Source organism: Halorientalis salina (assembly GCF_005049285.1).
In the GTDB taxonomy this organism is placed as follows: domain Archaea; phylum Halobacteriota; class Halobacteria; order Halobacteriales; family Haloarculaceae; genus Halorientalis; species Halorientalis salina.
Genome location: NZ_SOSC01000001.1, coordinates 396,725 through 408,823, shown reverse-complemented (window position 1 = coordinate 408,823; position 12,099 = coordinate 396,725). Strand labels below are relative to the sequence as shown.

Sequence of the window (12,099 nt, the reverse complement as noted above, 5' to 3'; positions counted from 1 at the left end):
AACCGTTAGAACCCGCTCGAATCGCTGGAGTTCCACTCGTCGAGTTTGATCGTCTCGTTGCCGCCGGTCCAGTAGATCCGGACGCGGTCCGAGGACCCGATCGTGTCGCCGAACGCGCTCCCGCGGCTGAGCTGGATGCTATCTCCCGGTTTGAGGGCGGTGGTGTTGTTGCTCCCCGCAACGGTCGCCCACGTCGCGTTGGAATCACCGTTTGTCAGCAGGACCTCACCAGCCTCGAACTCGTCACCCTCGTCGAACGTGACGAGAAGCGCATCGTTGTCGTCGAAGTACTCGTACGTGAAGTTCCCACCTGGGGGACCGGTGTCATCTTCCTCGGCGAACAGTACCGCGGCTCCGAGTCCACCACCGATGAGGACCGTAAACACCAGCAGCGTCGCAACTGCTGCGGTGTTGTTGATGGTGACACCTCGTCGGTCGGCGACGAGCGAGTCGATAGGGCCTCTATCTCCGGACATCGTTTCTTCACGAACAACTTGTTTTCGCGGTGGTCTGCGGTCGGTGTGCTTACCGATGGCGTTCGAAGCACCGTGAGCCTTGCGGGAGACTCATCACCCGAGTCGGGGCGCCGATCGACCCTGCCGTGCATTTGAATTGACAAAGCTTATCCGGGCGTTCGTTTTTACCCCGGGCAATGAGTCAACGCCGGGGGAGCATCGACGATTTCGATATCGGGAACGCCTTGAGAGACGTTAAACGGTGGTATCACATTCCGACGCTGGTGGTTTTGCTCGCGTTCATGTTGTGGGTTCGGGTGCGCGGGTGGTCCAACTTCGTCAGGGACGGGACCGTGTTACTGTCGGGTAACGACGCCTGGTACCACCTGCGACAGACGACCTATACGGTGAACAACTGGCCGGCGACGATGCCGTTCGACCCGTGGACGTACTTCTCCTACGGGACGAGCAACAGCCAGTTCGGGACCTTCTTCGATCAGCTGATCGCAACGGGGGCACTGATCGTCGGGTTGGGGGACCCGAGTCAGGAGACCATCGCGATGGCGGTCCTGCTCGCCCCAGCGATCTTCGGCACGCTGGTCGCGATTCCGGTGTACCTGGCCGGCAAGCGGATGGGTGGTCGCTTCGGCGGTCTCGTCTCGGTCCTCGTCCTCGCGCTCTCGACGGGTGGGTTCCTCCAGCGGAGCATGGCCGGCTTCTCCGACCACCACGTCGGCGAGATCCTCTTCCAGATGATCGCGGTCGTCGGTGTCATGGTGGCGCTCTCGATCGCACAGAAGGAACGACCGGTCTGGGAACTCGTCGTGAACCGCGAGTGGGGTGCACTTCGCCGTCCTGTCGGCTGGTCGATCCTCGCCGGCGTCGGCATCGGGGTCTATCTGTGGGTCTGGCCGCCGGGGGTCCTCCTGCTGGGGATCCTGGGGCTGTTCTTCCTGCTGCAGCTCATCGCGGACTTCCTCCGCGGCCGGAGCCCGGACCACATCGCCTTCGTCGGTGTCGTTTCACTCTCCGTCGCGGGCCTGCTCGCTTTCGTCCCGTTCAACACCTTCGAGATCACCGCGACCAACTTCTCGCTGTTGCAGCCGCTCCTGGCCTTCGCTGTGGCCTTCGGCTGTGCGTTCATGGCCTGGCTCGCGAGGCAGTTCGAGAGCCGGGACATCGACAACCGCGCGTACCCGTTCGTCGTGTTCGGCATCATAGCTGCGATCACGCTGCTGTTCAACCTGCTGGCACCGGACCTCTACGGGTTCTTCGCGAAAAACGTCCAGCGGGTCGTCGGGCTCGGAACGAGCGCGCAGGCGGGCACCGTCGGCGAGGCACAGCCGCTTTCGGCCCCGATCACGACGCTGTTCGGGAGCTTCGGGCTGACGTTCGTGAGCGCGTTCGTCAGCGTCCTCATCATCGTCTACGCGCAGATCCGGTACGACGACGCCGAGGCCGAGTCGCTGTTCGTGGCGGTCTGGGCGATCATGCTCCTGCTCGCGACGCTGACCCAGTCTCGATTCGAGTACTACCTCGTGCTTCCCATCGCGGTCTTGAACGCCTACCTGATCAAGCTCATCTCCCAGTACATCAGCACGAGCGAGGACACACAGGGAATCGAGACGTTCCAGGTGCTGACCGTAGTGACGGTCCTGCTCCTCATCATCGCGCCGCTGGCGGTCAGTTCCGGCCAGGGCGCGTCGACGGCCTGGCAACAGGGCCAGGCGAACCAGCCGAGCCCCGGCGTCATCGGCTGGGACGACAGCCTGTCCTGGATGCAGAAGAATACGCCAGCCGAAGGGACGTACGGCGGTGCGGACAACGAGATGGCGTTCAACGGGACGTATCCGCGCCAGGACGACTTCGACTATCCGGAAGGGGCCTACGGTGTCATGTCCTGGTGGGACTACGGCCACTGGATCACCGAACGCGGTCAGCGGATTCCGAACGCCAACCCGTTCCAGCAGGGGGCGACTGAGGCAGCGAACTACCTGCTCGCGCCCAACGAGACACACGCGAACGACGTACTGAACCGGATGGACGAGGACGACGCCAAGACCCGGTACGTCATGGTCGACTGGAAGATGGCGAACTCCCGCAGTCGCTACGGCGGGAAGTTCTTCGCTCCCATCGTGTTCTACGACGACAACGAGGTCTCCCAGCGGGACTTCTTCAACAGCGTCCTGACCCAGCAGGGGACGTCCGTCAGGACGGCCTACCAGATCAAGAACCAGCGATACTACGACAGCATGGTCAATCGGCTCTGGCACTTCCACGGAAGCGCCCAGGAACCGAACCCGATCATGATGAACTACTCGACGATCCAGACCCAGCGGGGGACGGCGTACACGATCCCGCGGAACGAGTCGCGCTACTCGATTCCGCGACTGCCCCAGCCGCTGTGGTATCAGCGGGTCGATCGGAACTCGACCAACGGGACGTTCGATCAGGTCCAGCAACAGGCCCGAGAGGACGCCACTGAGGGCGCGCTCTCACAAGTCCGCCAGCGGGTCAACGAGACCAACACCGCACAGGTCGGCGGTGTCGGACCGAACCCGCCGGAGTACGTCGAGGCGCTCGAAAACTATCGGCTCGTTCGCAACGCTGAGCGGAACGCGACAGACGGCCGCGCGTACACGGCTGCACTGTTCGCCGACCGGAACGGGCTGATCGGGAACACGGACGTGCAGAACATCTCCGACCGGCAGCGGGCCCAGCTCTCACAGGACCTCGAGACGCTGCTGTTCCCCGACCGGGGCGGCACGCCGCCGTGGGTGAAGATCTTCGAGCGGGTCCCCGGTGGCACCATCGAGGGCACCGGGCCGACCAACGAGACGGTCACGGCGGAAGTCGAGGTGCGCTCGCCGACACGGAACGCGACGTTCACCTACACGCAACGGGCCGAGACCGGGGCCGACGGGCAGTTCAGCATGACGGTGCCGTACTCGACGACCGGCTACGAGAACTGGGGCACCGACGAGGGCTACACGAACGTCAGCGCCCGGGCCACCGGCGACTACCGGCTGTACACGGACGCCGAAGTGACGAACGAGTCGGTGTTCGAGTACAACGCCGACGCGACGGTCACCGAGGCACAGGTCATCGGCGAGGACGACGCGGCGACCACGGTCTCGCTCGACCGGCAGAAGATCGCGGACCTGCGGAGCCTCGAACAGGGTGGTGACGAGACCGCCACGGACGGCAACACCACCGAGGAGAACACCACGGACGGGACGACCGACGACGGGAGTACCGACACCAGTACGTCCGACGGCAATACCACCGACGACGGGTCGACCAGCGAGACGACGACAACGGAGTCCCCGTCGAGCGTCGGTCTCCCCGAACGCACGCTGATCCAGCCCTGAGTGAGTCGTGGTCGATTCAGCCCTCCGTGACTGGCTCGCGGTCTACCTGAAAGGCCTGTGTATGGGTGCCGCCGATTCCGTTCCGGGCGTCTCGGGCGGAACGATCGCCCTGATAACCGGCATCTACGAGCGTCTCATCACGGCCATCACGTCGCTCGATCCGCGGGTACTCGAACACGTCCCGCGTCTCCACACCGGTGCGGGTCGGCGGGCGCTGTGGAACGATCTGGTCGAGATGGATCTCGGCTTCCTCATGGCGCTCGGGTTCGGTGTCGTTTCGGCGCTGATCGTCGTCTCGCGAGCGGTACAGTTCGCGCTGTCGACCGCTCGCGGACCGACGTTCGCCTTCTTCTTCGGACTCATCGCCGCCTCGGCGATCGTGCTGTACGGGGAAATCGAAGTCACGACGCCGTCACGGATCGCCGTCGCCATCGTCGGGTTCGGCGTCGCGTTCTGGGTATCCGGGATCACGCAGGGGAGCGGGCTGCCGAACTCGCCCGCGTTCGTGTTCGTCTCCGGGATGATCGCCATCACGGCGATGATACTGCCGGGGATTTCGGGGGCCTTCTTCCTCCTGTTGCTCGGGCAGTACGACTACCTGACGGCGACGCTCACCTCGTTTACGGACGACGTTCTGGGACTCCTGAATGGGGGCGGGTTCGAATCGCTGGTCGAACCGGGGACGACCATTCTGGCGTTCGGCGGCGGGGCGATAATCGGTGTCGTCACGATCGCTCACGTGATCAGGTGGGCGCTCTCGACGTATCGGGGCGCGACGCTGGTCTTCCTCGTGAGCCTGATGGTCGGCGCGTTACGACTGCCGGCAGTAGAGACCATCGAGAGCACGAACGCCTGGACGCCGCTGGTCGTACTCGGGACTCTGGTTGCAGGCGGAATTGGCGTCGGAGGCGTCCTCGTCCTCGATCGGTACACGGACGACCTGGACTACTAATCCCACTGCTCGGCGTCGACGGTCGGCTGGCTGGAACCCGCCGTGTCGATCCACGCGGCCCCCAGCAGTGCGATGAACGCGACGACGCCGACGTGTTCGAGGGGCAATCCGCCGGCTGAGCGGCTGGCGACCGCAAGCATCGGACCGAGTTCTAACCCCGGCAACAGGTAGATCGGAGCGAATCCGGCCAGAACGAGCCCCGAGACGAACACGGCGATGTCTCGACCAGTAGCGGCCATATCTTATTTTGGCCGTCGATACGAATAAATCCCTCCCCGAGATTACACTATCTGATAATTAACCGGTTTATCAGTACTTTCGTCGATGAAATCGGTGCCGGGGGAAGGTGGGGCGGGTGAGTGTGGGGGCGACGTTCGGCTGCTGTCTGCCGGTTTGTGAGCTGCGGTCCGATCTTCCGGGCCGAACATGTCTCGGATCGTGAAGATTTATGTGTTCGGAAATGAGAGGGTCGACTACCCGCGATGGAACCGAGTCAAGCCCCTCCACCGATCTCGTTCCCGCCTCCGGTTTAGTATGGTTGTCTCCGAGTCACGACCGCCGTCCCCGGGACGATTGGCGACGCGGATAGTCCTGACAGCCGGATTACTGGGTGGCGGTCTCATTCCGACGTACTTCGCGCTCTGGGCACCGGAGTTGCCGCTGGCCTGGGATTTCCGTGCGTACCTCCACGCCGTGGACCTGTTTCTCTCGGGTGAGCCCTTCGTCGGTGTCAGTCCACCGGTCGGAAACGGCGAGTTCGTCTATCCGCCGGTCATCGTGGGCATGTTCCTTCCCTACGCCGTCTTCCCGGACGTGGTGTCGGCGTTCGTCGTGCAGTTACTGATCATGGCCGGGTTCTGTCTGGGAACGGGGTGGATCATCGTCTCGGTCATCGAACGACACAGCGGGCCGGTCCAGCACCTCGACAAGCTACTGATCTACCTGTTCTGTCTCGCAAGCACGTACCCGGTGATCGTCCTGGGACAGGGACAGGTCGATCCGCTCTTGCTGTTCGTTCTGAGTCTCGCCTTCCTGGTCGAGGAGCGGGGACGGGGGTTCCTGGCCGGCGTCCTGTTCGCGATCCCGGCGATCGTGAAACTCTTCCCCGCGTTGTTCGGCGTCTGGCTCGTCCGGAAGCGCTCCTGGCTGGCCGTCAAATCGGCCGTCGCGACGGGCTCGGCAGCCGTGGCCCTCAGCGTGCTCGCCTTCGGACTCGACAGGAACCTGAACTACGCGTGGTTCATACTGACGGACCGAAGCCGGATCGAGGACCTGGGGACGACGCTGAGTCCGAACTTCTCGGCGCTGACGTTGAGCCGGCCACTCTCCGTGGTCGTGCCGAACGTCGATCCACGCTTCTATCCGGCGATCGCGCTGACGCTCGTCGCCCCCGTTCTCGTGGTCCTGTGGCAGCGGATGGAGACCGTCGAATCACGGTTGCTCGCGTATCTCGGCACGCTCGGCGGCGTACTGTTGCTCTCCCCGGCGTCGAACATTCATCACGTGATCTTCCTGTACTTCCCGCTCGTGCCGCTGTTGTTCCTGCTGGACCACGAGCCGACGCGGACGTTGCTCCACGTCGGGACGCTCGTCATGCTCTTTCCCGTTCAGCCGATGCAGGTCGAAACCGTGTTGGGGATGGCCCCGTTGCCGCTGCTCATCGAAACCGTTCTGGCGGACGCCGTGCGTGAGGTTCTGACCACCGGAACGATGACGCTCTGGGGACTGCTGATCGTTCTCGCGGGCTGTCTCTCCTTTACGCTCTGGGCCCAACCGGAGTCGACGAGCGTTCATCTCACGACCGACGACGATTGACCGGTCCCGAACCGGCTCGGCGGACCGCGACCGGCAGTTTTTATATGTGAACCGTGGGAAGCACTCACGAATGATACGGTCATTCGACGGGACCGAACCCGAAATCGCCGAGTCCGCGTACGTCGATCCCGAGGCAACCGTCATCGGTGACGTCACTATCGAGGCCGACGCGAGCGTCTGGCCAGGGGCAGTGCTCCGGGGCGATCACGGGGAGATCGTCCTCCGTGAGGGGGCCAACGTCCAGGACAACGCGACGCTCCACGAGGGGGTCGAACTCGGGCCGAAGGCCACTGTCGGGCACAACGCCATCGTCCACGCGGCCACCGTCGGTGAGCGAGCGATGGTCGGGATGGGCGCGATCGTCCTCGACCACGCCGAGATCGGTGCCGAGAGTCTCGTCGGAGCCAACAGCCTCGTCACCGAAGGAACGGAGGTTCCGGAGTCGGTCCTCGTCGCCGGGACCCCGGCCGAACAGGTCAAGGAAGTCGAGAACTCGCCGTGGATCTACGCCGGCGACAGATACGTCGAACTGGCGAACGAACACGCCGCAACCGACGAGGTCCTGGCCGACAGTCACGTCCCCGAAACCGACGAGGACTGAAAGCGCGCTCGACGATCACTCGGCTGGGTCGACTGCGTCGGCGCGCCAGTCGGCGAACGCGTCGAGCGTCTCGGTCTCGTCGAGTCGTTCGATGCAGGGAACGTCGTAGGGGTGGAGTTCGACGACGCGCGCTTCGAGTGGCTCGTAGGCCTCCTCGGTCGTTTTCACGAACAGCACCACCTCCTCGTCGTCCTGTATTTCCCCGTCCCAGCGATAGACGGACTGGCAGGGGACGCGATTGACGCAGGCCGCGAGTCGTTCCTCGACCAGCGTTCGGGCGATGTCCGTGGCGGCCTCGGGCGGTGCAGTCACGTAAGCTGTCGGCATACCCGTCCGTTGGGGCCCGCGCGTCCAAACGGATTGTGATTGCCCGCCCCAACTGGGACTCAGATCTCGACGGGCCGATCCATCGCTCCCTGGCGTCGGTTGGACAGACCTCTTCGTGATTCCGTGCGCAGTTCGGGTCCAGACACAGCCACACTGGCAACCGGCGTCGTGTCCGCGATCCACGAATCGTCTGCAGAGCGTGCATCGAGTTGTCGTGATACTAGACACCACGCATTCTCGGATGACAAAACGCGTTGGTGGTTCGGAAAAATATAGAGTTTCCGACAGAAATCGGGGTGCGCCAGTGTCTCCGTAGTTATCTCCGGGTTAGACTCGGGCTAGTCCCTGTCCTCGAAAGGATTGTAGTTCCCGTTGATGTCCCACTCGTGGAGACAGTGGGGGTTGCCGACCTGCTTGTCGTCGTCCTCGGTGACGATGAGCCAGGCGTCGGCCGCATCGTCCCAGACGTCGTGTCGGCCACACCGTTCACAGACGCGCTCTTTCGGTGGGATGACAGTTGCCATAGCTGAACATGGACCGTCACCCGTAATGAAGCTCTCGACTGGCACTCGACGGGGCGTGCGAAACCGGGACTTCACGTCCAGACGACCGGGGCGTCCGAACGCCGACCTGCCACAATCTGTATCCTTATGACTGTGCCCCCCGAATCGACGGACATGGGTTTTCACACCTTCGACGTTTCCCGAGCCGACGCCCTCGAAGATCCCTCGCGATACGAGTTCCTCTCGGTCGACGAGTTGCTTGCGCTGCTCGACCCGCAACTGGACGACACGATCGCAGACCTCGGGAGCGGCACCGGGTTCTACACCGACGCCATCGCGCCGTACGTCGAGACCCTGTACGCGGTCGACGTTCAGGCCGCGATGCACGACGCATATCGCGAGAAAGGAGCCCCCGAGAACGTCGATTTCGTCACGGCCGAGGTTCAGGATCTCCCGTTCGACGACGACGCCCTCGACGGGGCCGTCTCGACGATGACGTACCACGAGTTCGCGAGCCCCGAGGCGTCGGCGGAACTCGCCCGCGTCATCGCTCCCGGCGGTCGCCTCGCCATCGCCGACTGGACGGCGGCCGGCGAGGGGATCGAGGGACCGCCAGTCGACGAGCGATACAACGCCCAGACCGCGACGGAACACCTCGAAGCCGTCGGATTCGAGGTCGTAAGCGCCCAGGACAGGCGAGAGACGTTCGTGCTCGAAGCCCAGCGATAGGCTCAGAAGTCGGGGAGGTCGTCCGGCGGTTCGTAGTCGGTCTCCCAGTCGATGTACTCGTCTTTGAGGAGTTCACAGACGAGTTGTCCCAGTTCCGTCAGCGAGGCGTTGATGCTCGAGACGGTCCCCCACGACTCGATGTCGTCGTGATAGTTCCGTTCCTTCCAGTCCTCCGGGATTCCCGGCGCGTGGTAGCCGACCCGTTCCGCATAGGAGTCCCAGAAGAAATCGAACCGCTCCAGCAGACCGAGATCGATCACGACCGCGAAGTCGGACTCGTCCAGTCCGGTGTCCTCGGCCCACTGGGTAAAGGCCTGTTCCCAGGCCCCGTCTCGCAGGAACCGCTCGATCTCGTCGCGTTTGTAGTCGGTGTCACCGACCACCTCGGCGTCGTCGTACTCGTTCGGGTCCGTCTGTTCCAGTTCGGGCGGGTCCGGCGTCGGCACGTCGAGTCCCATGTGGAGGGGTTGGTCTGGACGGGGGATAAGGATTGATTCGAGTCGCGACCTCATACGGAATGCTGTAGAACAGTTCCGCATCGACCGCCCGACTGCGGGCGGTCGTAGCGGTACACAGCTACAGCAAACCGTATCAGCGATCCCGGTCGGAACTGTCCAGGGCCGTCTCCCGGAGTTCGCGGCCGCGCTCGGAGTCGACGACGAGTTCCGGGACGGCCGTCGGTTCGTTGTCGTCGTCGATGGCGACGAAGACCAGATGAGAATCCGTGGTCAGTTCGGCGTCGGCCGTGTGCGGGTTCTCCCGGAACGCGCGGACGCGAACCGAGACGCTGGTCTCGCCGGTTTCGTACACGTAGCTCTTCAACAGCGCGTTGTCCCCGACCGGGATGGGGCGGCGGAAGTTCACCTGATCCATGCGGGCGGTCACGCAGTCGCTGCCCGCGAACCGCATCGCGGACATCGCGCCCACCTCGTCCATCCACTTCAGAACGGTGCCGCCGTGGGTCGTCTCCAGATTGTTCGCGTGGTTCGGGTGGACCATCTCCCGGTTCTCGATGTAGGTGTCCATCAGCGTGGGCATACCAGTCGATTTCCCGGGGACTCGAAAACGAGTACCGACTTCGAACGGGCACAGTAGCTGGTACGTAGTTGGGTCTCCGTGGTGTCATGCCGACAATCTCAAAACGGGGGGTTGTCTATGGTCCGTCAATGAGTGAACGGTCGGCGCCCACGCCGAACGCACCGGGGGACCCTTCGGGGGAAGGGAGTGTCACGGTTCTGGGCACCGCACACGTCTCCCAGGACAGTGTCGAGGAGGTCGAACAGACGATCGATGAGCGCCGGCCCGACGTCGTCGCCGTCGAACTCGACGAGGGCCGCTACCGCCAGATGAAAGGCGAGACGCCCGACGACATGGACCCGGGCGACCTGCTGGAGGGCAACACCGTCTTCCAGTTCCTGGCGTACTGGATGCTGTCATACGTCCAGGCACGGCTTGGTGATCGGTTCGATATCGAACCCGGCGCGGACATGATGGCGGCCGTCGAGACGGCCGAAGAACTGGGACTCGGCATCGCACTCGTCGACCGGAACATCCAGACGACGATCCAGCGGTTCTGGGCGCGGCTGTCGGGACTGGAGAAGTTGAAGCTCATCGGCGGCTTGCTCACGGGCGCGGCCAACCCCGTGACCGCCGGCGTCAGTATCGGGCTGGCGATCGGTCTGTTCGTCGCGCTGCCCGCCGAACTGCTGGCCGGCCCGCTCTTGCTGGGCGGCCTCGGCCTCGTGGGCGGGATTCCGCTGGCGATCCTCGACGGACTCGCCATCGTCCTCACCATCGGCGGGGCATTCGGACTGCTCTTTGCCGTCCTGTTCACCACGACCACGGAGGGAGCCGACCCCGAGGACATCGACATGTCTGAGCTGACCGACGCCGACGTGGTCACCGCGATGATGGAGGAGTTCCGGCAGTTCTCCCCCGGCGGGGCCGAGGCGCTGATCGACGAGCGCGACGCCTACATCGCACACAACCTCGTCCAGCTCAGGAGCGCCGGCTACGAGGTGGTCGCCGTCGTCGGGGCCGGGCACCGCGCCGGCATCCAGGAGTATCTGGACCATCCCGAGACGCTCCCGGATTTCGAGTCGCTCGTCGGCGTCGAGTCCGGGAGTCGGTTCTCCTTCTTCAAGCTCTTCGGCTACCTGTTCACCCTGGGCTTTCTGGCCTTCTTCGCGCTGCTGGCGCTGGCGGTCGCGACCGGCGTCGAGGGTGCCTCGACGGGCTTTTTGATCCAGCTGTTCGGCGCGTGGTTCCTCATCAACGGGATCATCGCGTTCGCGCTGGCGAAACTCGCCGGGGCACACTGGCAGAGCGCGACCGTCGGTGGGGCCGTCGCCTGGTTCACGAGCGTGAACCCGCTTCTCGCGCCGGGCTGGTTCGCCGGCTACGTCGAACTGCGCTACCTCTCGGTCAACATCAGCGACATCAACACGCTGAACGAGATCCTGGACGACGAGCAGGCACCCATCCGTGACATCTTCGCCCGGATGAAGGACGTGCCGCTGTTCCGACTCATTCTCATCGTCGCGATGACGAACGTCGGGAGTTTCATCGCGAGCATGCTGTTCGGGTTCGTCCTGCTCCCCTACTTCTTCACGCAGATCGGGGGCGTCGACGAGATCACCCGCCTCATGCTGCAGGGTGCCCGGAACAGCATCGACATCATCTGGGGCCTGATAGCGTGAACGTCCGGTTTTCGACGCGCGAACTGTTCGACTTCGCGGCCGCGTGGGTCGCCCTGAGCGTCGCCTTCACGATCTTCTTCCAGCGGCCGGCGCTACTGCGCTCGGACATCCCGCTGTTGACCCGGATGCTCGCGTTGAGTTTCCTCACGGTCGGCGTCGGTTTCCTCCTCCACGAGATGGCCCACAAGGTCGCGGCCATCAAGTTCGGGAAGGTCGCCGAGTTCCGGGCGGACTACGGCATGCTGTTCATCGCCATCGTCTCGGCGATGGTCGGGTTCATCTTCGCCGCGCCCGGTGCCGTCTACCACCGTGGACGGTCGACCGAGCGGGAGAACGGCCTGATCGCGCTCGCCGGCCCGGTGACGAACCTCGGTCTCGCAGCCCTGTTCCTGCCGCTCGCGTTCCTGTACGGCGGCTTTCTCGGCCAGGTCGGTACCTTTGGGCTGGTCATCAACCTGTTCCTGGCGGGGTTCAACATGATCCCGTTCGGGCCGCTGGACGGCAAGACCGTCTGGAACTGGGACAAGGCCGTGTTCGTCTTCGTGTTCGTCCCCTCGGTGGCGCTGGCGATCTGGTCGATCACGACCGTCGGGTTGTTCTGAGGACGAGATAGAACAGGATGTTTTAACAGCGACAGGTCTCTGTGG

Annotated in this window: 13 protein-coding genes; 7 read left to right on the top strand and 6 right to left on the bottom strand. The window is 64.0% G+C overall.

The genetic code is table 11. From position 1 onward, the window contains the following. Positions 1–5: 5 nt before the first annotated feature. The gene (locus E2481_RS02205) at positions 6–476 is read right to left on the bottom strand and encodes a type IV pilin (protein ID WP_136715485.1); all 471 of its coding nucleotides are present in this window, start codon (positions 474–476) and stop codon (positions 6–8) included. Positions 477–652: 176 nt separating this feature from the next. Here E2481_RS02205 and E2481_RS02200 point away from each other — a divergent pair, with 176 nt between their 5' ends. Then, on the top strand, positions 653–3,826 hold the full coding sequence (locus E2481_RS02200; protein ID WP_136715484.1) for an oligosaccharyl transferase, archaeosortase A system-associated: 3,174 nt from the start codon (positions 653–655) through the stop codon (positions 3,824–3,826). A gap of 61 nt (positions 3,827–3,887) precedes the next feature. Continuing rightward, complete coding sequence (locus E2481_RS02195; RefSeq protein ID WP_136715916.1) at positions 3,888–4,778, top strand: DUF368 domain-containing protein; 891 nt, start codon at positions 3,888–3,890, stop codon at positions 4,776–4,778. Here the strand turns inward: E2481_RS02195 and E2481_RS02190 are convergent. Continuing rightward, complete coding sequence (locus tag E2481_RS02190) at positions 4,775–5,017, bottom strand: hypothetical protein (protein WP_136715483.1); 243 nt, start codon at positions 5,015–5,017, stop codon at positions 4,775–4,777. The two genes, E2481_RS02195 and E2481_RS02190, sit on opposite strands and share 4 nt — an antisense overlap. 334 nt (positions 5,018–5,351) lie before the next feature. On the opposite strand from E2481_RS02190, the gene E2481_RS02185 reads away from it, so the two are divergent. After that, entirely contained in the window at positions 5,352–6,593 is a 1,242-nt protein-coding gene (locus E2481_RS02185; protein ID WP_169302354.1) for a glycosyltransferase family 87 protein, read from the top strand. A gap of 70 nt (positions 6,594–6,663) precedes the next feature. Continuing rightward, positions 6,664–7,194 carry a gamma carbonic anhydrase family protein gene (locus E2481_RS02180; RefSeq protein WP_136715481.1) on the top strand — a complete coding sequence of 177 codons (531 nt, stop codon included), beginning with the start codon at positions 6,664–6,666 and terminating at the stop codon, positions 7,192–7,194. A gap of 15 nt (positions 7,195–7,209) precedes the next feature. On the opposite strand, the gene cutA is transcribed toward E2481_RS02180, so the two are convergent. Beyond that, complete coding sequence (gene cutA / locus E2481_RS02175) at positions 7,210–7,521, bottom strand: divalent-cation tolerance protein CutA (RefSeq protein WP_136715480.1); 312 nt, start codon at positions 7,519–7,521, stop codon at positions 7,210–7,212. 338 nt (positions 7,522–7,859) lie between these two features. Continuing rightward, entirely contained in the window at positions 7,860–8,045 is a 186-nt protein-coding gene (locus tag E2481_RS02170; RefSeq protein WP_136715479.1) for an HEWD family protein, read from the bottom strand. Positions 8,046–8,198: 153 nt separating this feature from the next. Here E2481_RS02170 and E2481_RS02165 point away from each other — a divergent pair, with 153 nt between their 5' ends. After that, positions 8,199–8,753 carry a class I SAM-dependent methyltransferase gene (locus E2481_RS02165; RefSeq protein ID WP_136715478.1) on the top strand — a complete coding sequence of 185 codons (555 nt, stop codon included), beginning with the start codon at positions 8,199–8,201 and terminating at the stop codon, positions 8,751–8,753. Positions 8,754–8,755: 2 nt separating this feature from the next. On the opposite strand, the gene E2481_RS02160 is transcribed toward E2481_RS02165, so the two are convergent. Both E2481_RS02160 and E2481_RS02155 read right to left on the bottom strand, forming a co-directional pair. Then, positions 8,756–9,211, bottom strand: a complete 456-nt coding sequence (locus E2481_RS02160) for a hypothetical protein (RefSeq protein ID WP_136715477.1) — start codon at positions 9,209–9,211, stop codon at positions 8,756–8,758. A gap of 133 nt (positions 9,212–9,344) precedes the next feature. Then, positions 9,345–9,791 (bottom strand): acyl-CoA thioesterase, encoded by a 447-nt coding sequence (locus E2481_RS02155; protein WP_136715476.1) that lies wholly within the window; start codon positions 9,789–9,791, stop codon positions 9,345–9,347. A gap of 128 nt (positions 9,792–9,919) precedes the next feature. On the opposite strand from E2481_RS02155, the gene E2481_RS02150 reads away from it, so the two are divergent. Continuing rightward, a complete protein-coding gene (locus E2481_RS02150; RefSeq protein WP_136715475.1) occupies positions 9,920–11,452 on the top strand; it encodes a TraB/GumN family protein in 1,533 nt (510 codons plus the stop codon). After that, positions 11,449–12,054: a metalloprotease gene (locus E2481_RS02145; protein WP_250137699.1), complete on the top strand. Its 606-nt coding sequence runs from the start codon at positions 11,449–11,451 to the stop codon at positions 12,052–12,054. Before E2481_RS02150 ends, E2481_RS02145 begins: the two co-directional genes overlap by 4 nt. Positions 12,055–12,099 lie beyond the last annotated feature (45 nt).